At 43.4% G+C, this 24,717-nt stretch carries 20 protein-coding genes and 1 rRNA gene (1 of these 21 only partly in view); 16 read left to right on the plus strand and 5 right to left on the minus strand.

Going from position 1 to position 24,717, the window contains the following annotated elements:
- The 4 genes from OGM16_09120 to OGM16_09135 form a co-directional block, all read left to right on the plus strand.
- A 23S ribosomal RNA gene (locus OGM16_09120) occupies positions 1-1,762 on the plus strand (it extends 1,126 nt beyond the left edge of the window).
- A 555-nt stretch (positions 1,763-2,317) separates the two neighbouring features.
- Positions 2,318-3,829 carry a putative basic amino acid antiporter YfcC gene (gene yfcC / locus OGM16_09125; protein UYJ48348.1) on the plus strand — a complete coding sequence of 504 codons (1,512 nt, stop codon included), beginning with the start codon at positions 2,318-2,320 and terminating at the stop codon, positions 3,827-3,829.
- A gap of 126 nt (positions 3,830-3,955) precedes the next feature.
- Positions 3,956-4,276 (plus strand): cyclic-di-AMP receptor, encoded by a 321-nt coding sequence (locus tag OGM16_09130; GenBank protein ID UYJ48349.1) that lies wholly within the window; start codon positions 3,956-3,958, stop codon positions 4,274-4,276.
- A gap of 266 nt (positions 4,277-4,542) precedes the next feature.
- A complete protein-coding gene (locus tag OGM16_09135; protein ID UYJ48350.1) occupies positions 4,543-5,208 on the plus strand; it encodes a Crp/Fnr family transcriptional regulator in 666 nt (221 codons plus the stop codon).
- Positions 5,209-5,320: 112 nt separating this feature from the next.
- Here OGM16_09135 and OGM16_09140 read toward each other — a convergent pair whose 3' ends face one another.
- A complete protein-coding gene (locus OGM16_09140; protein UYJ48351.1) occupies positions 5,321-6,553 on the minus strand; it encodes an argininosuccinate synthase in 1,233 nt (410 codons plus the stop codon).
- 327 nt (positions 6,554-6,880) lie between these two features.
- Here OGM16_09140 and argC point away from each other — a divergent pair, with 327 nt between their 5' ends.
- The 12 genes from argC (at position 6,881) to OGM16_09200 (ending at position 21,422) form a co-directional block, all read left to right on the plus strand.
- The gene (gene argC / locus OGM16_09145; protein ID UYJ48352.1) at positions 6,881-7,921 is read left to right on the plus strand and encodes an N-acetyl-gamma-glutamyl-phosphate reductase; all 1,041 of its coding nucleotides are present in this window, start codon (positions 6,881-6,883) and stop codon (positions 7,919-7,921) included.
- Between the two features lie 49 nt (positions 7,922-7,970).
- Entirely contained in the window at positions 7,971-8,435 is a 465-nt protein-coding gene (locus tag OGM16_09150) for a GNAT family N-acetyltransferase (protein UYJ48353.1), read from the plus strand.
- Positions 8,436-8,572: 137 nt separating this feature from the next.
- Entirely contained in the window at positions 8,573-9,808 is a 1,236-nt protein-coding gene (argJ, locus tag OGM16_09155) for a bifunctional glutamate N-acetyltransferase/amino-acid acetyltransferase ArgJ (protein ID UYJ48354.1), read from the plus strand.
- A 149-nt stretch (positions 9,809-9,957) separates the two neighbouring features.
- Positions 9,958-10,848 carry an acetylglutamate kinase gene (gene argB / locus OGM16_09160; GenBank protein ID UYJ48355.1) on the plus strand — a complete coding sequence of 297 codons (891 nt, stop codon included), beginning with the start codon at positions 9,958-9,960 and terminating at the stop codon, positions 10,846-10,848.
- The gene (locus OGM16_09165; protein ID UYJ48356.1) at positions 10,841-12,076 is read left to right on the plus strand and encodes an aspartate aminotransferase family protein; all 1,236 of its coding nucleotides are present in this window, start codon (positions 10,841-10,843) and stop codon (positions 12,074-12,076) included. The genes argB and OGM16_09165 overlap by 8 nt, the downstream gene beginning before the upstream one ends.
- Positions 12,077-12,276: 200 nt before the next feature.
- On the plus strand, positions 12,277-13,461 hold the full coding sequence (locus OGM16_09170; GenBank protein ID UYJ48357.1) for an ABC transporter substrate-binding protein: 1,185 nt from the start codon (positions 12,277-12,279) through the stop codon (positions 13,459-13,461).
- 152 nt (positions 13,462-13,613) lie between these two features.
- On the plus strand, positions 13,614-15,323 hold the full coding sequence (locus OGM16_09175; GenBank protein ID UYJ48358.1) for an iron ABC transporter permease: 1,710 nt from the start codon (positions 13,614-13,616) through the stop codon (positions 15,321-15,323).
- 3 nt (positions 15,324-15,326) lie between these two features.
- Entirely contained in the window at positions 15,327-16,403 is a 1,077-nt protein-coding gene (locus tag OGM16_09180; GenBank protein UYJ48359.1) for an ABC transporter ATP-binding protein, read from the plus strand.
- A gap of 291 nt (positions 16,404-16,694) precedes the next feature.
- Complete coding sequence (locus OGM16_09185) at positions 16,695-17,705, plus strand: aldo/keto reductase (GenBank protein ID UYJ48360.1); 1,011 nt, start codon at positions 16,695-16,697, stop codon at positions 17,703-17,705.
- Between the two features lie 189 nt (positions 17,706-17,894).
- Positions 17,895-18,941: an extracellular solute-binding protein gene (locus OGM16_09190; GenBank protein UYJ48425.1), complete on the plus strand. Its 1,047-nt coding sequence runs from the start codon at positions 17,895-17,897 to the stop codon at positions 18,939-18,941.
- On the plus strand, positions 18,938-20,674 hold the full coding sequence (locus tag OGM16_09195) for a sensor histidine kinase (protein ID UYJ48361.1): 1,737 nt from the start codon (positions 18,938-18,940) through the stop codon (positions 20,672-20,674). Before OGM16_09190 ends, OGM16_09195 begins: the two co-directional genes overlap by 4 nt.
- The gene (locus OGM16_09200; protein ID UYJ45024.1) at positions 20,646-21,422 is read left to right on the plus strand and encodes a response regulator; all 777 of its coding nucleotides are present in this window, start codon (positions 20,646-20,648) and stop codon (positions 21,420-21,422) included. Before OGM16_09195 ends, OGM16_09200 begins: the two co-directional genes overlap by 29 nt.
- Positions 21,423-21,430: 8 nt before the next feature.
- Here the strand turns inward: OGM16_09200 and OGM16_09205 are convergent, their stop codons facing one another.
- The 4 genes from OGM16_09205 to OGM16_09220 form a co-directional block, all read right to left on the minus strand.
- Complete coding sequence (locus OGM16_09205; GenBank protein ID UYJ45025.1) at positions 21,431-21,883, minus strand: helix-turn-helix transcriptional regulator; 453 nt, start codon at positions 21,881-21,883, stop codon at positions 21,431-21,433.
- Positions 21,884-21,957: 74 nt separating this feature from the next.
- Positions 21,958-22,647: an SMC-Scp complex subunit ScpB gene (gene scpB / locus OGM16_09210; protein ID UYJ45026.1), complete on the minus strand. Its 690-nt coding sequence runs from the start codon at positions 22,645-22,647 to the stop codon at positions 21,958-21,960.
- 91 nt (positions 22,648-22,738) lie between these two features.
- Positions 22,739-23,545, minus strand: a complete 807-nt coding sequence (locus OGM16_09215) for a segregation/condensation protein A (GenBank protein ID UYJ45027.1) — start codon at positions 23,543-23,545, stop codon at positions 22,739-22,741.
- Between the two features lie 10 nt (positions 23,546-23,555).
- Positions 23,556-24,476 carry a metallophosphoesterase gene (locus OGM16_09220; protein UYJ45028.1) on the minus strand — a complete coding sequence of 307 codons (921 nt, stop codon included), beginning with the start codon at positions 24,474-24,476 and terminating at the stop codon, positions 23,556-23,558.
- Positions 24,477-24,717 lie beyond the last annotated feature (241 nt).

Here is a 24,717-nt window from a genome sequence, read left to right on the forward strand (position 1 = left end):
ATAGCTCACTAGTCGAGAGGTCCTGCGCCGAAAATGTCCGGGGCTGAAACACAACACCGAAGCTTAGGAATGTAGTGATACATTGGTAGAGGAGCATTCTTAAAGGGAAGAAGCAGTACCGACAAGGAGCTGTGGACATTTAAGAAGAGAGAATGCCGGAATGAGTAGCGAGATGGAGGTGGGAATCCTCCAGGCCGAATATCCAAGGTTTCCAGAGTAAAGCTGATCTGCTCTGGGTAAGTCGGGGCCTAAGGTAAGGCTGAGAAGCGTAGCCGATGGACAACAGGTTGAGATTCCTGTACCGCGTATCATCAGAACTGTGGGGACACAGAAGGACAGCACAGCCCGGGAATGGAAAGACCGGGGCAAGCAGGGTAGGAGTCAAGCTGGCAAATCCGCTTGACGATCCGAAGCTGTGATGCGGAGCGAATATAAGTAGCGAAGTGTGTGATTCCGGCTGTCAAGAAAAGCCGCTATTGTGTGATACGTGCCCGTACCGTAAACCGACACAGGTAGATGAGGAGAGAATCCTAAGGCCGGCGGGAGAAGCATTGTTAAGGAACTCGGCAAAATGACCCTGTAACTTCGGGAGAAAGGGTGCCTGGGAAACCAGGCCGCAGAGAATAGGCTCAAGCAACTGTTTAGCAAAAACACAGGTCTATGCAAAACCGTAAGGTGAGGTATATGGGCTGACGCCTGCCCGGTGCTGGAAGGTTAAGAGGAGGGGTTAGCGCAAGCGAAGCTCTGAATTGAAGCCCCAGTAAACGGCGGCCGTAACTATAACGGTCCTAAGGTAGCGAAATTCCTTGTCGGGTAAGTTCCGACCCGCACGAAAGGCGTAATGATTTGAGCGCTGTCTCGACAATGCACCCGGTGAAATTGAAATACCAGTGAAGATGCTGGTTACCCGCGCCAGGACGGAAAGACCCCATGGAGCTTTACTCCAGCTTGATACTGGGATTCGGTACTGCATGTACAGGATAGGTGGGAGACTGAGAAACTTGGACGCCAGTCTGAGATGAGTCGCTGTTGGGATACCACCCCTGCGGTATTGGATTTCTAACCTGCAGCCGTGATCCGGCTGGGGGACAATGTCAGGCGGGGAGTTTGACTGGGGCGGTCGCCTCCGAAAGGGTATCGGAGGCGCTCAAAGGTTCCCTCATAATGGTTGGAAACCATTAGAAGAGTGCAAAGGCATAAGGGAGCTTGACTGCGACACCGACGGGTGGAGCAGGTAGGAAACTAGGACTTAGTGATCCGGTGGTATGAAAGTGGGATTGCCATCGCTCAACGGATAAAAGCTACCCTGGGGATAACAGGCTTATCACTCCCAAGAGTTCACATCGACGGAGTGGTTTGGCACCTCGATGTCGGCTCATCGCATCCTGGGGCTGTAGCAGGTCCCAAGGGTTGGGCTGTTCGCCCATTAAAGCGGTACGCGAGCTGGGTTCAGAACGTCGTGAGACAGTTCGGTCCCTATCCGGCGTGGGCGTAGGATATTTGAGAGGAGCTGTCCTTAGTACGAGAGGACCGGGATGGACGGGCCGCTGGTGTACCTGTTGGAGTGCCAACTCCATGGCAGGGTAGCCAAGCCCGGACGGGATAAACGCTGAAGGCATCTAAGCGTGAAGCCCCCCTCAAGATGAGATATCCCATACGCAGGTAGTAAGACCCCTTGAAGACGACAAGGTAGATAGGTCAGAGGTGGAAGTGTGGTGACACATGGAGCTGACTGATACTAATCGGTCGAGGGCTTGACCAAAAGGTCTGAGAGAGCGACGCAAGATTTGCGGAGGAAGCCGTTGAAAGCTTGCTTTCATAAGGCTGGATCCGAAAAGCTTCAGTCATTGGCGAAGCCAATGACATGTATAAAACCGTCAGGTTTTATGAATGAGTCGCTAAGTTGTGGAAAAAAAGTTGCAGGTATTCGGTAGTTCAATATGTGGTTTTGAAGGTATGTATAGATTTAAGGGAACCGTCGGTTAGTATCTGATGGTTCCTTTTTTGTCTATAAACATACTAGTATATCGTTTTCGAAATGACTATACCATTCGCTTGTCTGCGAACCTGATTGCACAGTCCTAAAAGCCTCAGCGTAGCCCGCTATGCCTGCGTTTTTAGAACCGCACACTCAAATCCGCATTCTCCGCAGTTAGTATACAGTTATTTACGAAACGATGTACTAAAAGGTATATAGATCACTAATTGGTTGTATACTGGAAATACTATTCCCTGTTATGTTACAGGGAAGGGGAGTTTCAAAGAGAAAAATACCTGGAGTACACTCTCCTGTGCTTAGGTAGGATTGGAGGAAATAATGGAGAAGAAAAAGTTTCAGATGCCTCATACTTATATCATCATTTTTGGGGTTATCCTGGTAGCCGCATTGCTGACCTGTTTCATTCCGTTAGGAAAGTATGATACAAAAGAGATCACCTATACAGTTAATGGGTCAGAAAAAACAAGAACTGTTGTAGATCCGGACAGTTTCCAGTATATTCTGGATGAGGACGGCAACAAAGTGACACAGGCGGCACCGCTTTTTGGTACAGAAGATTTTGGCGGCCGCGGTGGTATAGTCAATTATGTATTTGAAGGTATGACTGCGGGAAGCAGAGGAGGCGGAGCAGTTGCTATTATCGCGTTCACTCTGGTAGTTGGCGGAGCTTTTGGTATTGTTCTCAGAACCGGAGCAGTTGAAAGTGGTATTATGCGTGTTATCAGCCTGACAAACGGTAAAGAGATCATCCTGATCCCGATTCTGATCACACTGTTTTCACTGGGTGGTGCTGTATTTGGAATGGGTGAAGAGGCAATTCCGTTTGTTATGATCCTGGTTCCTATGTTTATTGCTATGGGATATGACGCAGTTGTAGGCATCATGTGTAGTTATGTAGCAACACAGGTTGGTTTTGGCAGTTCCTGGCAGAATCCTTTTGGACTGGCAGTTGCCCAGGGCATTGCAGGTATCCCTGTTATGTCAGGTGCATGGTTTCGTATTCCATTATGGATCTTCTTTACTGTTTTAACCATTGTATTTACCATGCGCTATGCAGTAAAGATTAAAAAGAATCCAACCATGTCTGTTGCATATGAATCTGATCGTGAATACAGAGAAGATTTTAAAAATAATAAAAATGAAGATAAACCATTTACTTTAGGCCATAAACTGGTTCTTATAGATATCCTTGTATGTGTTATCTGGACGGTTTGGGGCGTTGTAAAAAACGGTTATTATATTCCTGAGATTGCTTCACAGTTCTTTGTAATGGGGTTGGTTGCAGGTATTATTGGACTGATCTTCCGTTTAAATGATATGCACTTAAATGATATTCCAGCTTCCTTTAATCAGGGTGCAGCTGACCTGTTAGGTGCAGCAATGTGCATAGGTATGGCACAGGGTATCATTATTATCTTAGGTGGAACAGATGCTTCTTCCGGAACTGTATTAAACACCATTCTCCACAGTATCAGTGGTGCAATGCAGGATCTCCCTCCAGTTGTTTCAGCATGGTTTATGTATGTATTCCAGTCTGTATTTAACTTCTTTGTTGTATCTGGTTCCGGACAGGCAGCTCTTACTATGCCGATCATGGCACCTTTAGCTGATCTGGTAGGTGTAGAACGTCAGATAGCAGTTCTTGCGTTCCAGCTGGGTGATGCATTTACAAACTTTATCGTACCTACTTCCGGCTGTCTGTTAGGCGCACTGGCTGCAGCAAAACTGGAGTGGGGGAGTTGGGCAAAGTTCCAGATCAAGTTCCAGGCAGTCCTGGTTGTATTTGCTTCCCTGGCAGTGGTCCTTGGCGTTGTCATCGGACTGTCATAATGTTACAGTTCAACTGTGACGTCATAATTGCCATAACAAAAGCTTAACTTGCTTATCCATTTTGTCAGGATTATAATGTTCCTCAAACGTCTGTGAGATAACAGGGTGTGAAAGGAGTGCAGCAAAATGGAATTAATGATCATTATCGTTCAGGAACCGGATTATCCAAAGCTTTCAGGTACTTTTATCCATAATCGTGTAATGGCAACGAAGTTCAGTACAGAGGGATTGTATCTGAATAAGAAAAATATTACATTAATGGTATGCATTGAAAAAGAGAGAGAAGAGGAAATCCTAAATTATATCCGTCAAAGCTGTACAGAACGAATGGAAGAACGTCAGGTCTGTGAATATAATGGAATGACTATGGTAGACATTACCAAAGGTGTAAAAGTAGGCGGTGCCATTGTATTTTTTCTGGATGTTGACCGGATGATGAAGTTTTAAATTTATAAATAGATATAAAGAAATCCATTTTGCAAGAATGTTGCAGGGTGGATTTTTTTTGCGATGTTTGCTGCCGTTTGCTTCATTCGCAGCCCAAAGTTTCTTTGCTCTATTATCTGTTGCCCCAGACAGGCTGTTCGTTAATGCTGCAAGAAAAACAAATGTCGCCTTTGGTGCTGCTTGTTTTTATTTTTTACTTATTATATAATAGATACAGTTAAAAGGTTGTAAAAACAACAAAATCACAAGTGATGAGGAAAAAACACATGGAAGAAGCATTAAGCTGTATTGGACGGATGCCTATTTTTAATGGGATTGAGGAAGAGGAATTATATACATTGATCAAATGCTGCGATGGACAGATGGCGATGTTTGAAAACGATCAGTGGATTTTTCAGGCAGGAGAAGAGCTGGGGTATATCATGGTAGTTTTAAAGGGACGACTGGCAGTTGTTCAGGAAGATTTCTGGCATCAGCAAAAAGAGGTGATCTATATTATGCCGGGAGAGATATTTGGTGAAAATTATGCCAGTGCAGGTAATAAAACACTGCCTGTAAGCATCAAAGCAGCAGAAAAAAGTGAGGTACTGTTTTTAGATTACAAGCGTTCTCTTACCTTCTGTACCATGGCATGTCCATTTCACAGCATGATGGTCCATAACCTGATCAGTATCATGAGTACAAACAAAGGCCGCGCAGAGGAAAAATTAGAACATATATCCCAGAAAACAACCAGAGATAAACTACGATCCTATTTATCCTGTAGAGCTTTACAGGAAGGCAGCGGCAGTTTCGATATTCCATATAACCGCCAGGAGCTGGCTGACTACCTGGGTGTAGACCGCAGCGCCATGTCCAGTGAGCTTGGAAAGATGAAAGCAGATGGGATCCTGGAATTTAAGAAAAACCATTTTACATTAAAAAGATATTGACCCTGGTAGCATTAAAATAAAAACCCCGGAGCACGATCTTGATGATCCAATGCTCCGGGGGTTTTTATTTCAATATCGGGTTTTATCAGGTTTTAATTTGCACTTTGCAGGATTACTTCTGGTTATTCTCTTTCTTCATTTCAGCTAACTTCATAGCACGAACCTTTAATGGAAGTCCGAACAGAGTGATGAAACCGTCTGCATCATGGTGGTCGTAAAGGTCACCGGTTGTAAAGGATGCTAAGGACTCGCTGTATAAGGAGTATGGAGAAGTGGTTCCGGCTTTGATGATGTTGCCCTTGTAAAGTTTAAACTTAACTTCACCGGTTACATATTCCTGAGTGGACTCTACGAATGCTTTTACAGCGTCGCAAAGTGGGGTGAACCATTTTCCTTCGTAAACGATCTGAGCCAGCTTGTTGCCCATATCCTTCTTAACTTCCATGGTAGCACGGTCAAGAACCAGTTCTTCCAGCTGTTTGTGGGCAGCCATTAAAATGGTTCCGCCTGGAGTTTCATAAACGCCACGGGACTTCATACCTACTACACGGTTCTCAACGATATCTACAATACCGATACCATGCTTTCCACCCAGCTCATTTAACTTGCGGATAATATCAGAAACTTTCATCTTAACGCCGTTTACGCTGGTAGGAACACCCTTTTCAAAGGTCATAGTAACATATTCATCTTCATCTGGTGCCTGCTCTGGGGTAACACCCATAACCAGCATGTTGGAGAAGTTTGGCTCTAAGGAAGGATCTTCCAGTTCCAGACCTTCGTGGCTTACATGCCAGATGTTGCTGTCACGGCTGTAGCTGTGGCTGTGGTCAAATGGAAGATCAATACCATGCTGCTTGCAGTATTCGATCTCATCCTCACGGGACTGCATGGTCCATACGTCAGTCATACGCCATGGAGCGATGATCTTGATGTCTGGGGCAAGAGCTTTAATAGACAGCTCAAAACGGATCTGGTCATTTCCCTTACCGGTAGCACCGTGGCAGATGGCAACAGCGCCTTCTTTACGTGCGATGTCAACCAGTCTTTTGGCAATAGCCGGACGAGCCATGGAAGTACCTAATAAGTATTCATTTTCATAAACTGCATTTGCCTTTACACATGGCATAATGTAGTTGTCGCAGAAATCATCTACTAAATCTTCAATATATAATTTAGAAGCTCCTGACAGCTTTGCTCTCTCTTCCAGTCCCTCTAACTCTTTTCCCTGTCCACAGTCGATACAGCAGCAGACAACATCATAATTGAAGTGCTCCTTTAACCATGGAATAATAGCGGTGGTATCCAGACCGCCTGAATATGCTAAAACTACTTTCTCTTTCATAAGTACATCCTCCTGAAAATTATTTTGATGTTTGCTTTGATATTTGTCCTGATTATGTTTTGCTTGATAAGCTTTCATAAATATACAACACAATGCAGAAAAATGCAAGCATAAAAATAGAAAATTTAAAAAGGTATTGCATATTATGCATTGCAGATGTATAATTATGAAATCTTATACAGATGAAAAATATAAAACCTTATAAAAACACACTTTTCAATTAAAGAAAAAGTAACTATAATAAGGTCGCAGGCTTTCATACTGTAGTCTGCTGCAGTTTATAAAAATAATTAAATAATGGAAATATATACAGAGGAGAGTAAAGATATGATAAAAGCAGGTATTATCGGATCTACAGGTTATGCAGGCGGAGAACTGGCAAGACTGCTGCTGCAAAGAGATGACGTAGAGATCAAATGGTATGGTTCCAGAAGTTATATCGATCAGAAATATGCTTCCATTTACCAGAACATGTTCAAGATTGTAGATGACAAATGTATGGATGATAATATGAAGGAACTGGCTGATCAGGTAGATGTAATATTTACGGCAACTCCCCAGGGCCTTTGCTCCACACTGGTAAACGAAGAAATCCTTTCTAAAGTAAAGATCATCGACTTAAGCGCTGATTTTCGTATTAAAGATGTAGCAGTTTATGAAAAATGGTACAAACTGACTCACGGATCACCGGAATATATTAAGGAAGCTGTATATGGACTTCCGGAAGTAAACAGAGATAAAATTAAGAATGCAAGGATCATTGCAAATCCGGGATGTTTCCCCACCTGTTCCTTCTTATCTACATACCCGTTAGTGAAAGAGGGACTGATCGATCCGAACACTATTATCATTGACGCTAAATCAGGTACTTCCGGTGCAGGCAGAAGCGCTAAAGTTGACAGTCTTTTCTGCGAGGTCAATGAAAATATCAAGGCATACGGCGTGGCTTCCCACAGACACACACCGGAGATCGAGGAGCAGCTGTCCTATGCAGCAGGAAAGCCGGTGGTCATCAGCTTTACACCTCATCTGGTTCCAATGAACAGAGGTATCCTGGTAACTGCTTATGCTTCCCTTACAAAAGAAGTGACCTGGGAAGAGGTAAGAGCTGCTTACGATAAATATTATAAAGATGAATATTTTGTACGTGTTCTGGATAAGGATGTAGTTCCCCAGACACGCTGGGTAGAAGGAAGTAACTTTGCAGATGTAAACTTCAAGATCGACCCAAGAACTAACCGCATTGTTATGATGGGTGCAATTGACAATATGGTAAAAGGTGCTGCAGGACAGGCCATCCAGAACATGAACTTAATGTTTGGCCTTCCGGAGAATACAGGATTAAAGCAGATCCCGATGTTCCCATAAATGTGCTTTCGGGAGTACATAATAGATAAGCAGCCGGAAAGGAATAAAAATGGCAGGGACAATGGATATTCTGGTTCGGGAAATGACCATGGAAGATTATGATCAGGTATATAAATTATGGACGAAGATATCAGGCTTCCGTATCAGGAGCATTGATGATTCAAGAGAAGGGGTGGAACGCTTTTTAAAGCGGAATCCAACCACCAGCGTAGTGGCAGTCCAGAACGGGCATATCATTGGAAATATCCTTTGCGGACATGACGGACGTACCGGGTGTTTTTATCATGTATGTGTAGAAGACAGCTATCGTCATCATGGGGTCGGTTATAAAATGGTACGTGCAGCCATTAAAGCCATGCAGAAAGAGGGCGTGAGCAAGATTTCACTGGTGGCATTTAAAGATAACCACATTGGAAATGCGTTCTGGCAGGGGATTGGCTGGACAGAACGTGAAGATTTTAACAGCTATGAGTTCATTTTAAATGAAGAAAATATTATCAGATTTGTAAAGTAAAGAGCGCAGGGAAAAACAAGCGGCTGCGAAGCAGACATTTGTTTTTCACAAGCCTTTAACGAGCAAACAGTTTGCGATAGCAGACAGTAGAGCGCGACAGCGCGGGTTTGCGAGTTTGAAAAGAAAGGAATTAAATCATGAACGAAAAGATAAAAGTGATTGAAGGCGGTGTTACCGCAGCCAAGGGCTTTATGGCAGCATCTACAGCAGCAGGTATTAAATACAAAAATCGTCAGGATATGGCGATGATCTACAGTAAGCAGCCTTGTAAAAGTGCAGGAACCTTTACCACAAACCTGGTAAAAGCAGCTCCTGTAAAATGGGACAAGAACCAGGTAACAAGCGGCGCTGATGCCCAGGCAGTGATCATCAATGCAGGTATTGCAAATGCATGTACAGGTGAAGAAGGAATGGGCTACTGTGCACAGACTGCAAAGGCTGCTGCAGAAGTCTTAGGAGTTGCAGAGAATGGTGTTTTAGTTGCTTCTACCGGTGTTATTGGTATGCAGCTTCCTATTGACAAGATCGCAGCAGGGGTAAAGACTATGGCCCCCCTTCTCGGTGACAGCCTGGAGAAAGGTACAGAAGCATCTAAGGCCATTATGACTACAGATACAAAAAACAAGCAGGTAGCCGTACAGATCGACATGAATGGAACGATGGTTACTATTGGTGGTATGTGCAAAGGCTCTGGAATGATCCACCCAAATATGTGTACAATGTTAAGCTTTGTTACAACTGATGCAGCCATCAGCAAGGAACTGCTTCAGGAAGCATTAAGTGAGGATATTAAAGATACTTATAACATGATCTCTGTAGATGGCGATACTTCTACCAACGATACCGTTCTCCTTTTGGCAAATGGTCTTGCAGGCAACAGGGAAATTACAGAGAAGAATGAAGATTACGCATTATTCTGTGAAGCATTAAACTACATCAACGAAACTCTGGCTAAGAAAATGGCAGGTGACGGAGAAGGCTGCACAGCATTATTTGAAGTAAAGATCATAGGTGCACAGACAAAGGATCAGGCAAAAGTTTTAGCAAAGTCTGTTATCACTTCCAGCCTGACTAAGGCAGCTATTTTCGGACATGACGCAAACTGGGGCCGTATTCTTTGTGCAATGGGCTATTCAGGGGCTCAGTTTGATCCGGAAAAGGTAGATCTGTTCTTTGAAAGTGCAGCAGGCCATATGCAGATCATCAAAGACGGCGTTGCAGTAGATTACAGCGAAGAAGAGGCAACCAGGATCCTTTCTGAGCCGGAGGTTACTGCCATTGCAGATATAAAAATGGGTGATGCCCAGGCAACTGCGTGGGGCTGTGACCTGACCTTTGATTATGTAAAGATCAACGCAGATTACCGCTCATGATCATTATCCCATAAAGACACTATAAAAATATAAAAAGCACCCCCAAAGCATTCTCACAAAATCGGGCGCAACTGACAAAAAAGTGTTCTCACAAAATCAGGCGCAGAAAGATTCCGGGAGAATATTAAATATATCAGGAGGAACCAGACATGAACCTTGAACCAATGCAAAAAGCAGCAGTGCTTATTGAGGCACTGCCATATATTCAGCGTTTTAACCGTAAGATCGTTGTTATTAAATACGGCGGCAGCGCCATGGTAGACGAAGAATTAAAGAAAAAAGTCATCCAGGACGTGGTATTGCTTAAATTAGTAGGATTTAAGCCAATTATCGTACACGGAGGCGGCAAGGAGATCAGCCGCTGGGTTGGAAAAGTAGGCATGGAGCCACATTTTATCAATGGCTTGCGTGTAACTGACGAGCCGACCATGGAAATAGCAGAGATGGTATTAAATAAAGTAAATAAGAGCCTGGTACAGCTGGTAAATGAACTGGGCATCAAGGCAGTAGGCATCAGCGGCAAGGACGGCATGATGTTAAAATGCCATAAAAAGCTTTCCAAAGGCGAAGATATCGGCTTTGTAGGCGAAGTTGACAAGGTAGATCCACAGGTCATTTATGACCTTTTAGAGAAAGACTTTTTACCGATCATCTGTCCTATTGGATATGATGAGAATTTCTTAAGCTATAACATCAACGCAGATGATGCAGCCTGTGCCATTGCAAGAGCTGTAAAGGCAGAAAAGCTGGCTTTTTTAACAGATGTAGAAGGCGTATACAAGGATTTTGAGGATAAGAGTTCCCTTATTTCTGAAATGACCGTAGAAGAAGCCCAGGCCTTTGTAGACAGCGGAAGCTTAGGCGGCGGTATGCTTCCGAAGCTGCAGAACTGTATTGATGCTATTGAAAATGGTGTTTCCAGAGTACATATCCTGGACGGGCGTATTCCACATTGCCTGCTTCTGGAGATCTTTACAGATAAAGGTATTGGTACTGCTATTTATAATTCCAAGGAAGATGAGAGGTATTATCATGGCTGATGAGAAAATGATCGATCGGGCAGAACATGTCCTGTATAAAACATATAACCGTTTTCCTGTAGTATTTGATTATGGAAAAGGTGTAACCTTATGGGATACAGAAGGAAATGAATATCTGGATTTTGGCGCAGGCATTGCTGTTATGGGACTTGGATACTGTGACGAAGAGTATACAAATGCAGTGAAGGCCCAGATGGACAAGCTGACCCATATTTCCAATCTGTTTTACAATCAGCCGTCTATTGATGCTGGTGAAAAGCTGTTGAAGGTATCTGGAATGGATAAAGTATTTTTCACTAACAGCGGTACTGAGGCTATTGAAGGTGCATTAAAGATCGCAAAGAGATATCATTACAATAAGCTTCATGAGACCATGGGAGACGGCTGTGATGGCTGTGAGGAAAAAGAAGTGGATATGACCGGCGAGATTATTGCCATGAACCATTCTTTCCACGGAAGAAGCTTAGGCGCTTTGTCTGTAACTGGAAATGCACATTACAGAACTCCCTTTAATCCACTGATCCCAGGCGTGCGTTTTGCTGATTTCAATGATCTGGAAAGCATAAAGGCACAGATCACAGACAAGACATGTGCCATTATCATGGAGACTATCCAGGGAGAAGGCGGCATTTATCCTGCAACAGAGGAATTTTTAAAGGGTGTCCGTGCACTTTGCGATGAGCACGATCTGCTGCTTATCTTAGATGAGATCCAGTGCGGTATGGGACGTTCCGGAGAAATGTTTGCATGGCAGAAATATGGTGTAAAACCAGACGTGATGACGGTTGCAAAAGCTTTGGGAAATGGTGTACCTATCGGTGCATTCTTAGCCTGCGGAAAAGCAGCAGCTGCTATGGTGCCTGGTGATCACGGAACTACCTATGGCGGAAATCCACTGGTAACAGCCGCTGCAGACGCAGTTCTGGATATTTTTGAAAAACGTCACATTGTAGATCATGTAAAAGAAATCGGAGCATATTTGTACGAAAAGCTGGAAGGCTTAAAAGATAAGTATGAGGTGGTAAAGGACCATCGCGGCACAGGTCTGATCCAGGGGCTGGAATTTACAGTTCCGGTAGGCCCCATCGTATCTAAGGCATTGTTAGAGCAGAAACTGGTACTTATCAGTGCCGGCGCCAACATTATCCGTTTTGTTCCTCCGCTGATCATTGAAAAGAGCGATGTAGATGAAATGGTTAAGAGACTGGAAGCAGTTATTGAGAAATAGTTACAACTAAATGACATTGGTCCAGCCATGACACATTCTTGTTTCCATATATATGAAAATCGCAACAAAATATGGCAAAAGTGCATGAATAATGAACTTCATAGTTCAGAAAACACGACAAAATAACAAAAAATACAGTTTTTTCCCCTCCTGATTTCTGGTAGACTTAAGTCAACAGAAAAGACAGGAGGGTTTTTATTATGAAGAAAAAACTTGCATTGTTACTGGCTTGTACCATGGCGTTAAGTCTGACAGCATGTGGCGGTTCAAAACCGGCTGCAACAACAGCAGCTCCGGAAACAACCACAGCAGCAGCTGCAGAAAGCAGCGCAGAGAGCAAAGCTGATGAGAAAACAGAAGCAGCCGGCGGGGATATGGATGCTCTGATCGAAGCAGCTAAGGCTGAAGGCGAATTAACTGTATATGGTTCCTGCGAAGAGGAATACTTATCAGCTGCCTGCCAGAACTTTGAAAAACTCTATGGAATTAAGACAAAATACCAGAGACTTTCTACTTCAGAAGTTTATACCAAGGTTTCTGAAGAAGCAGGAAAGCCTTCAGCAGATGTATGGTTCGGCGGAACAACTGATCCTTATAATGAGGCAGTTGCAGCAGATCTGTTAGAGCCGTATGATGCCATGAATGCAGTAAACCTGATCAGTGATGATTATAAGGATCCTACTAATTGCTGGTATGGTATCTACAAAGGCATTCTGGGATTCATGGTTAATACAGAAGAGCTGGAGCGTTTAGGTCTGGAAGCACCTAAGACATGGGATGATCTGACAAAGGAAGAGTACAAGGGACTGATCATGATGTCCAACCCAAATACAGCTGGTACTGCTAAACTGGTCATCAATACAATGATCCAGATGAAGGGGCATGATGAAGCTATGGAATACTTCAAGGCTCTGGACAAAAACATTGCACAGTATACCAAGTCCGGTTCTGGTCCTTCCAAGATGGTTGGCCCTGGTGAGTGTGTGATCGCTATTGGTTTCTTACATGATGGTATTTATCAGATCCTTCAGGGATATGACAATATCCAGTTAGTTGTTCCGGAAGATGGAACTTCCTTTGAAGTTGGCGCAACCGCTATCTTTAAGGGAGCAACTCATCCAAATGCAGCAAAATTATGGATCGAGTATGCATTATCTCCTGACTGTGTAGACCATGCAAAAGAGAATGGTTCTTATCAGTTCCTGGTATTAAAGAATGCAACACAGCCAGAAGAAGCTGAGAAATTTGGTCTTGATATGAACAATACCATTGACTATGATTTTGCAGATGCAAAAGAGAACAGTGCGAAGTATGTAGAAGACTTCTTCGAAGCATTAGGAAGCACATCTGATGGCGCAGACTCCAGCCGTTTCTTAACTGAGTAATAAAGAGGCTGCGAAAGTCATTATTAAAAAGAAAGTAAAGCTTATGTAAGTTAAGCTAAGCAGAAAATGCTGCGTGATGGAATAAACATTGCGCAGCATTTTCAAATCAAAGGTATACTAAGGATTTAAAGTTTAGAAAAGGGGGTCTTACAATGGCCGGAAAACAAAGTGCACAGCTGGAACGGAAGAAATTTTTTGCTGACCCGATCATGGTCTCAATGATCGTTGTCCTTCTGGTTTTTCTGGCGCTGTTTATCCTGTATCCGCTGTTAATGCTGTTAGTGGACAGCTTTTATGCAGAGGGAACCATTACACTGGATGTATTTAAACGTGTTTTAAATCTGGAACGTTTCCGCAATGCATTTAAAAACACACTTACACTTGGATTTATCGTAGGTTTTGCTTCTACAGCCATTGGTTTATTATTTGCTTATGTAGAAGTATATGTGAAGTTGAAAACAAAAATACTGGAAAAGTTATTTGGTCTGGTATCCATGCTTCCTGTAGTATCCCCGCCATTTGTGCTGTCTTTGTCCATGATCATGCTGTTTGGGCGAAGCGGTATCATCACCCGTTCCCTGTTAGGAATTTATGATTCTAATATTTACGGGCTTTTAGGCATCTCCGTAGTCCAGACACTTACATTTTTCCCTGTATGTTATCTGATGTTAAAGGGACTGTTAAAGAACATTGACCCGTCACTGGAAGAAGCGACCAGAGATATGGGAGCTACCCGCTGGAAAGTGTTTACAAGCGTAACTTTCCCACTTCTGCTTCCAGGTCTTGGAAATGCATTCCTGGTAACATTTATTGAGTCTGTAGCAGACTTTGCAAACCCGATGCTGATCGGTGGTTCCTATGATACTCTGGCAACTACCATTTATCTGCAGGTAACAGGTGCTTACGACTCCACAGGTGCAGCAGCCATGTCTGTGGTCCTGCTTTCACTGACTGTTATCCTGTTCCTGATCCAGAAATATTATCTGGAGAAGAAAACAGCAGCTACTCTTACTGGCAAAGCTTCCCGTATGAGAATGCTTATTGAAGATAAGAGCGTAACTGTTCCGCTGACTATTTTCTGCGGCCTGGTAGCAGCTTTCGTGCTTTTAATGTATATCATGGTTCCGTTTGGCGCACTGTTCACCCTTTGGGGAAGAGATTACAGCTTAAGCCTTAAATGGTTCCAGTACATGTTTAAGACCAGTGGACTAAAGGCATTTAAGGATTCCTTTATACTGTCCCTGATCGCAGCTCCTCTTACAGCACTTTTATCCATGGTCATTTCCTATCTGGTTGTTAAAAAGCGCTTTAAAGGAAGAAACTTTATTGAATTCGTATCTATGTTAGCAATGGCAGTACCTGGTACTGTTCTTGGTATTGGATATATCCGTGGTTATGCAAATGGTCTGTTCCGCAGCGGCTTTATGAGCAGTCTTTATGGAACTGGTGCTATCCTGATCATCGTATTTATCGTTCGAAGCCTTCCTACCGGTACACGAAGCGGTATCTCCGCTCTGCGCCAGATCGATAAATCCATTGAAGAGTCCGCCTACGACATGGGTGCAAATTCAGCAAGAGTATTTATGACCGTTACGTTACCGCTTATTAAGGATTCCTTCTTCAGCGGCCTGGTAACTGCATTTGTCCGCAGTATTACCGCTATTTCAGCAATTATCCTGTTAGTAACTCCTGACTTCCTGCTGATCACCTGTCAGATCAATGAGCAGGCGGAAAAAGGAAACTACGGTGTTGCCTGTGCTTATGCAACCGTATTGATCATCATTACCTACGGTGCAGTGCTGATCATGAATACGCTGATGAAATTCTTCGGAGTCAGCAGAAAAATCAAAACGGAGGAATAGGTTATGGAAAAGCAGAAAAAAGGTGTTCGTCTGGAACATATTTCCAAAATATATAATGATCCGAAAACAGGAAAAGAATTTTATGCGGTACAGGATACCACACTGGATATTGAACCGGGTACGTTCGTTACTTTACTGGGACCTTCCGGCTGTGGAAAGACTACCACACTGCGTATGATCGCAGGTTTTGAAAGCCCGGATGAAGGTGAGATCTACTTAGGTGATGAGGCTATTAACAGCCTGACGCCAAATAAACGTGACACAGCAATGGTATTCCAGAGCTATGCCCTGCTGCCACATTATAATGTATTTGACAACGTAGCTTATGGCTTAAAGATCCGTAAGCTGCCTAAGGAAGAGATAAAAGAGAGAGTTTTAAACATCCTGAAGCTGGTAGAAATGGATGGAATGGAATCCCGTATGACCAACCAGCTTTCCGGTGGACAGCAGCAGCGAGTTGCTTTAGCCCGGGCTCTGGTCATTGAACCAAGTGTCCTGCTTTTTGATGAGCCATTAAGTAACCTGGATGCAAAGCTGCGTGTGACAATGCGTACTGAGATACGTAAGATCCAGCAGAAGGTAGGAATTACTGCGATCTATGTAACTCATGACCAGTCAGAGGCGATGAGCATTTCTGATAAGATCATTATCATGAGCAAAGGTAAAGTAGAGCAGATCGGTACTCCAAGAGAAATCTACTATCATCCAAAGAGCCGTTTCGTAGCTGACTTTATTGGTGAAGCAAACTTCTTAAAGGCGAAGGTTAAATCTGCTCAGGGTGAAAAGGCTGTGATCGATGTTATTGGTGAAGAGATAGAGGTCAATAATTATGGTGAGAAGGCAGCCGGTGATGATGCCAGTCTGGTTCTTCGTCCGGAAGCAGTTGTTCTTTCTGAAAAAGGACTTCTGGAAGGAACGGTTATCCTGTCAACCTTCATGGGTTCCTATCAGTATTATCAGGTAATGGTAGGTGATATGGAGATCCAGATCACAGACTACAATCCTGTAAACCGCCGGATTTATGAAGTAGGCGAAAAGGCATATCTGGACTTTGATCCTCATGGGGTTTATATCCTGTAAGAGCAGTTGTTTTGTAAAGAGTATACAAGTGACTTGTAAAAGCGTATCCAGAAAAGAAAAAAGCTTTGGATACGCTTTTTTACGGTTATACGCATTTGCGTGCAGGCACGAAGACCCTATAGCCGCCTGACAATGCTTTTATAGTAAAAAATGATAAATCTGATATATATTAAAACAGATGCTTTTCCTGTATAATAAGAAATATCAAAGAAATATAAAGGCACAGTTAAATTTTTATAAAGAAACAGCGAGAAAGACTCGAGAGGACATAAATCTGAAAAGGAGAAAAGTATGTATTACGTTGATGAATATAAGGCAGACAGAAACCGATATGAGACTATGCAGTACAATCGCTGCGGAAAAAGCGGCCTGAAACTTCCTGTAGTGTCTTTGGGATTGTGGCACAATTTCGGTTCTAAAGATAATTATGATATGATGAAGACGCTTTGTTTCACAGCTTTTGACAATGGTATTACCCATTTTGATCTGGCCAATAACTATGGTCCGATCTATGGATCAGCAGAGGAAAACTTTGGACGGATAATGCGTGATTTTTTACGTCCGTACAGAAATGAACTGATCATTAGTACTAAAGCCGGATATGACATGTGGGATGGCCCTTATGGAAACTGGGGTTCCAGAAAATATCTTATTGCCAGTCTGGATGAGTCCTTAAAGAGAATGCAGTTAGACTATGTGGATATTTTCTACCATCACAGAATGGATCCGGAAACACCATTAGAGGAAACAATTCTGGCTTTAGATCAGATTGTCCGTTCTGGGAAGGCACTGTATGCAGGAATTTCCAACTATGACGGAGTTCATGCAAAGAAGGCACTGGAGATCGCAAAAGAAATCCACTTACCTCTGATCATCAACCAGAACCGTTATAATATCTTTGATAGAACAGTGGAAAATAATGATTTAAAGGCTTATGCCCGTGAATCTGGAATGGGTCTGATCTGTTTTAGCCCTCTGGCGCAGGGAATGTTATCTGAAAAATATATTAACGGCATCCCGGCTGACAGCCGTGTTGCAAGAGATGGACGATTCCTTCATGCAGAAGATATTACTCCGGAAAAGATTGAAAAGATCAAAAAGCTGGATGCTCTTGCAAAAGAGAGAGGGCAGAGCCTTCCACAGATGGCACTTTCCTGGCTGTTAAAAGACAGCGATGTTACCAGCGTATTGATCGGTGCTTCCAAACCAGAGCAGATATTAAGCAACATTGGGATTATAGGACATACAACATTTACAAAAGAAGAACTGGATTTGATCGATCAGATTTCCAAAGAACAGTAATTAAGCAATAATGTGGCAGGTGCTATAATGATGGGAGCAGTAAAAGGGTGATGGCAGGAAATATTCCATATTTAAAAAGAAGAGGTACATACAAGGATGTTTAGAGGAGGCCATAAGAATAAAAAAATACATTTATTGCGTCTGGCAGTGATGACAGCTTTTCTGTCCCTCTGTCTTTCCGGCTGCGCTATGACACATTCTATGAAAAACCGGGAAGGAAGTGCTGAAACAGATGCAGACAGTCTGGTTGTATACAGCCCCCATCCTTTGGATTTTATTAATCCCATTGTGTCTGAATTTGAGGCTCAGACAGGGATTTCAGTGCAGGTGCGTACTGGGGGGACCGGAGAACTTTTAAAATGGGCCAGAGAAGGGGACGAGCCGGTATGCGATGTATTCTGGGGCGGTTCTTTGTATGCAGCAGGGGCAGGAAAAGACCTGTTTGAGCCTTATATCAGTGAAAATGAAGAGTATGTCCGGGAAGAATTTAAAAATAAAGAAGGAAATATGACCCGGTTTACAGATATTCCTAGTGTACTTATGGTCAATACCAATCTTCTTGGTGGTATGAAGATCCAGGGATATGAAGATCTGCTGGATGAACGGTTAAAAGGAAAAATCGCTATGTGCGATCCGTCCACATCTTCTTCTGCCAGTGAACATCTGATCAACATGCTTTATGCTATGGGAGAAGGCAATCCGGAAAAAGGCTGGGATTATGTGGAAAAATTTTGTAAAAACCTGGATGGAATGCTTTTAAAAAGCTCATCGGAGGTATACCAGGGAGTGGCAGAAGGACGTTATACAGTAGGGCTTACCTTTGAGGAAGGCGGTGCTGGTTATGTATCCAAAGGAGCACCTGTAAAACTGATCTATATGAAGGAGGGGGTTATATCCACTCCTGACGTGGTATGTATTGTGAAGGGAAGCAGACATAAAAAAGCAGCAGAGGAATATGTGGATTTTGTGACAGGAAAAGCAGCCCAGACTGTGATCGCTGACAGTTTAGACCGCCGGTCTGTGCGGAAGGATGTGGAAGCAGCGGCTTATCTGCCAGATAAAGAAGAAATCCATATGATCACAGCAGATGAAAATATGGTCAATGAAAAGAGGGAACAGTGGAAGCAGAGGTTTACAGAAATTTTTACATACTGTACACAGGCAGAAACTTGTGAAAACGAAAGTGCAGCAGGATCACATAGGGACTCCATCTTTAAGGAGGTGTCCGGGAAATGAAACGGGAACGTTATTTTCAGGATGAGTTATGGCGGATGTTTGTTACATATGCCATTCTTCCGGCAACTTTGTTTACCTTTATCTGTGGTATTCTTTTTATGACAGTCCTGCTCCATGGAAGAGAAAGGGCAAACAGGGAATACCTTTCTTATGTGAACGGACGGGTAAATCAAATGGTGGAAAGCTGTGAACAGGGAATTGAAACTCTGGCAGAACTTCCACAAGCAGTATCAGGTCCTGGCTATGTGTTGGAACGAAACCGTATTTTTCAGATTTTTTATGGGATTTCCGGGCAGGTGGGATATGAACCGGAAATGTATCTGGTAGACCAGGGAGGAAGGCTGCTTCTATCTAATAAAGAAAAGCTGCCATCCTATCTCAACAAGAGACAGGAGGTAGAGTGGGGGATTTATGCGGCTATGGATGCCAGACCGGGACAAACGGCCTTCCGGCTGATGAATGGCTGGGACAACGGGGCAAGTACGGCGGTGTTTGGCCGGTGGGTGAGTTCAGAGGATGGAAATGGGCGATATATTATCCTTGCAGTACCCGGCAGCGGGCTTTTAAGGACGCTTGCAAGATCTGGGGAGCAGGTGGCAGTAACAGACTGCTATGGCTGGACTTATTTTTGCAATAACACGCTCTTTCTTACAGACAGCAACCAGGTGCGCCCTGCATTAAAAGAGTCAGGAGCTTATATGCGTCTGGATCAGAAGATTTATTTTACATCGAAAAACAGCTTGGAAAATGGCTATTTCTCTATATATGTTATGTCTGATGTGCAAAATGTGCTTACATCCCTGATATTTGCCGGTATACTGGTAGCAGTGGCTCTGCTTATTATGACTGCCTGGGTATTGTTCCAGTCCAGGCAGGTGACAGAGCGAAAAACAGAAGATCTATATAAGCTGTTAGATGGAATGGAGCTTGCCAGACAGGGAAATCTGGAGCATACGGGAACCATTGACCGTGACAATGAGTTTAAGATGATTGCAGATGCTTATAACGAAACCATTACCAGTCTGAAAGAGCAGATGGAAAATAACCGGAAAATGACGGAGCTTCTGGCTCTGGCCCAGACCAAGCAGCTGGAGTCCCAGTTTAACCCACATTTTCTTTATAATACACTGGAAAATATCAGGTATATGTGCAGGCTGGAGCCGGAAACTGCTGAGAGAATGGTATTTTCACTGTCAAAACTGCTGCGATACAGTCTGGACGGCAGCAGAGAACAGGTAACTCTTAAAGAGGATCTGGGACATTTAAACAATTACCTTTCAATCCTGGAAAAACGGTTTGGAAGCCGGTTTGAATATAAGATCAATGTTGAGCAGGAGTGTATGCAGTGCCTGATCCCCAGGCTGGTCTTACAGCCGATGATCGAAAATTCTGTAAAATATGGTTTTGGAAATCAGTTAAATCTTCATGTAGAGTTAAAGGCATATATCCATGAGGAAAAAATGATGATGATCTGCCGGGATGACGGTGTGGGAATGAGTGCCACAATGGTTGAAAATTTACGTGCTCTTATGGACAGGAAAGAAGCACCAGGCAAACATTCCGGACTTTACAATATACACCGCAGGATCCAGCTTTTATATGGACATCCATATGGTGTGGAAATACGCAGTCTGGAAGGTCACGGAACTACTCTGGTAGTTACGCTTCCGGCGGTACATGACACAGGACAGGGGGAAAATAACGATGCTTCGTGTAATGATAGTGGAAGATGAGGACATGATACGCAAGGGTCTGGTATTTACCATAGACTGGCTTTCTATGGACTGCGTGGTAGTAGCAGAAGCTTCCAATGGACAGGAAGGCTATGAACGTATCCTGGAATACAAGCCGGATGTGGTGTTTACTGATATCTGTATGCCTTTTATGGATGGCATTGAAATGATACAGAAGGCATCGGAAAAGGTAAAATTTAAAAGCATTCTTCTTACCAGCTATGCAGAGTTTGACTATGCCAGAAGAGCTATTGAGGCCAGAGTCTGTGAGTATCTGCTAAAACCGGTAGATGAGGAGAAGCTAGCCAAGATCATGAAAAAACTGGGAGAAGAGATCACCAGCGTGCGCCAGGTGGAATATGCTATGGAACAGGCGGAACTGGAAGGGGGAAATCTGAATCTGGAATACTATATGAAGCTGGACCGCTCGGAAAATGGGTATGTTTCAAAGCTGATAGAAGCTATTAAGACCCGGTATGGGGAGAAGCTGAGCATTGAGTCTATTTCCGAGGAAATGGGAGTCAGTGCCAGCTATTTAAGCCGCAAATTTAAGGAGATCACAGGGCAGACCTTTCTGGATTTCCTAAATAAATACCGGGTACAGCAGGCAATCACTCTGTTAAATACCAGAGAATACCGGATCAGTGAGATATCAGAGGCAGTAGGTTTTTCTGATTATAAGCATTTTTGTTCTGTATTTAAGAAATATACTTTAAAATCACCTACAAAATTTGTAAAGGGAGGCTGACATAAGCGTCAGTCTCCCAGTTTTTTATCCTTATCTTTATCTTTGTTTTTCTTTTTTGCCTTTTTATCTCCTTTTTCATTTTTAGAAGCTTTTTTGGCGGATTTTTTTGAGATTTTGGTGCCTTTTTTGGCTTTGGCATAGAGGCTTGGAACTTTCTTTTCTTTGCTGATGTCAGTACCGGTATCTGTATTGGCATCAGTATCAGTGCTGCATGAGGATATGCTTTCAACAGCCGGGTTCTGTTCTGGCAGTGTTTCTCCATTATCCGGGATATAGGTTACAATATCTTCAATGCGGCAGGAAAGCAGGCGGCACAGAGTATCCAGTGTCTGTGTAGAAACAGTCATATTATTTTTTAGCCGTCCGATCTGTCCGGCACTGAATTTCTCACGTTTGATCAGGTGATACTGGGTAATTCCGCGTTTTTTCATTGTTTCCCATAAACGGTCATAGGTGATCATGGCGGGTCTCCTTTCTGGACTCAGGAATTTTGAAAGCTGTCAGTGCTATTGGTTGTCTTCTGAAACGGTCTGTATTATTGGTTGTTTTCTTTATTGTTCTGTTCTCTGGTGACTGCCGCTTCCAGCAGTTCCAGGGCTTCTTCAGAAGCATCGTTGCTTCCCATTTCCTCTAATTTATATTTCAGCTCTTCCTCTACTTCGGCACGGATCTCGTCTTCTTTTGCCGGGTTCATATCAGGAAGATCGCTTAAGGCGCCAATGCCGAAGCGGCGCATAAATTCTTCTGTGGTGGCAAAAAGGGCCGGCCGGCCGGGGGCATCTAAACGGCCTGCTTCGTAGACCAGATTATATTCTACCAGACGATTGACTGCGTGATCAGATTTAACACCGCGGATTTTTTCAATCTCCAGTTTTGTTACCGGCTGGCGGTAGGCGATAATAGAAAGGGTTTCCAGGACCACATCAGAAAGCACCTGCTTTTTAGGAGCGGAGGCAATGCGGATCAGATTAGAGTAATATTTTGACTGGGTACACATCTGGTAGCTGTCTTCTAACTGCAGGATCTCCATACCGTGTTTGCCGGTTTTGTACCGCTTCATCAGACGGTCTACTGCGGCTTTGGCAGTTTCTTTGTCCTGGCCAATGGAAACAGCCAGCTGCTTTAATTCTACAGCGCCACCCATGGTGAACAGGACGGCTTCAATGACAGCTTCCTGGTCTTTTTCATTTTTAACAGGTGTATTGTCTATGGTTAATTCTTCCAATTTATATCCTCCATTATCTAAGATGTTCTCTCAGAGTCTTTCCTGCACCTGCTTTTGTGGCCGGTTTTTCGCAAAATCAAGTATAAAAAGATTACGGGAGTACATCAAGGTCGCTTATCTGTTCTAAATCCAGGTCATCTTCCTGACCTTCCGGTTCTAAGGTTTCAATATCCATTTCACCAAATGTTTCTTCCTGGTTTAGATGGATCTTTCCAATCTTCATTAATTCGAGAACGGCCAGAAATGTGACTACCACTTCTAATTTATCTGTCTGTTTTTCAAGAAGCTGGCGGAAACTGAAACGGCGGTTTTTTCTGGCATAATCCATAACAGAAGTGATCTTCTGTTCCAGACTGACCGGTTCCCGGCGGATGGTGCCGAATTTGCTTCGTATGGGATCGGTTTTGTATTCCTTGCGCTTCATTACCTGCTCAAAGATACGCTGCAGCTTTGCAAGTGTGAGACCGTCTAAAAGTTCGTCAAGGTCAGCTGGGGGCTGGTATTTTGTTACTTCCGGAGGAAGCGAGGAATTTTTGTAAAAATGTCTGGCTGCACCTTCTTCCCGGTCTGCCAGTTCTTCAGCCAGGATCTTGTAACGCTTATATTCTAACAGGCGGGATACCAGCTCGGCTCTTGGGTCTACTTCTTCTCCTTCTTCATTTACTTCCTTTGGAAGAAGCATTTTTGCCTTAATATCTAAAAGGGTAGCAGCCATAACGAGAAATTCGCTGACAATGTTTAAGTCTTCCCGTTCCATGTTTCGCACATATTCCAGATACTGGGCTGTGATCTCCACAATGGGGATATCGTAAATATCTACTTTATTTTTCTCGATCAGATGAAGGAGCAGGTCCAAAGGACCTTCAAAATGCTCCAATTTGTAGGTAATGGTTTCCATTTTATATATCCTATTTATAATTTACGTAAGATTTTTTCAAGATGGGTGTTGCTGCAGATCCGTCTGTTTGCGGGCAGATATGCAGGATTAAAAGCTGGGGACGGTTGTTTAAACGGATGTTGATAGAATGGGTCCCCAGACCGCGGCTTACAGCCATATAATGTCCCTGGTCTTCAAAAATTCCGGCACACCAGGGGAGAAAAAACTGATACTGGGGAGTCATTACACCACCAAGTCCTGGAAGGCGGATGGTCCCGCCGTGAAAATGACCGCATAAGGTCAGATCTGCCCCCCAGTCTGCATAATTGGCAAAAAAGAGAGGGGAGTGGGCTAACAGGATCTGGAAATGACCAGAAGCCGGGTTCCCCACTTTTTCTTCTATATAATGGGATGGCATAGATGGTACGGGGTGTACCAGAGCTTTTTTATAAAAATCTTTGTCCAGGTCCAGGCAGGTGATCCGTATTTCTGTATCAAAAATGGCAGAGTTATTTTTCAGGCAAATGGCTCCGACCTGTTTTAAGGCATTCCGGTAAATGTTACCTTCTGATCCATATTTTCCCGGTTCCCAGTCAATGCGGTTTTCATGGTTTCCTTCTCCACAGTAAACAGGATAGCGGGAAACCAGTTCTTTTATAAGAGAGAGCGACCGGTCTGTTTTTGCATGTGTGCCTTTGGTGACGATAAGATCACCGCCGTTTAGGACAGCATCAGGATGTATCTGGTCAATGACCTGTATCAGCTTTTCATTTTCCTGTCCAAAGGTATTTTCATGCAGGTCGGACAGAAAGATAAAGGTGCGTTTTTTTGATACTTTACTGCTGTAAATAGTGGTTTCTTCGGCGGATAAAGCTTTTTTTTCATATTCTGATCTGCCAAGACAGATGGCAGCAGCTGCGCAGGTGGCAGCAGTCAGATGAGTGATCAGCATTAAAATCTCCTTAAAAAAATGTTTTTTCCCTTACGCAGGCGGTTTTTTCGTTAATGCCATGCAAAAAAATGTCTGCTGCACAGCCGCTTTTTTTTGCTTCGCTCATTACATTATATCTTGCATTAACGGCATTTTCAAGAAAATAGTAAACGTCTTGACGAACAGACACAGACATGGTACGATAACATACGCATAAAAAGATATATAGTATATAGATCGCAAATAAAACACAATATATGGT

The organism is Lachnospiraceae bacterium (assembly GCA_025758065.1).
Taxonomy (GTDB): domain Bacteria; phylum Bacillota; class Clostridia; order Lachnospirales; family Lachnospiraceae; genus Enterocloster.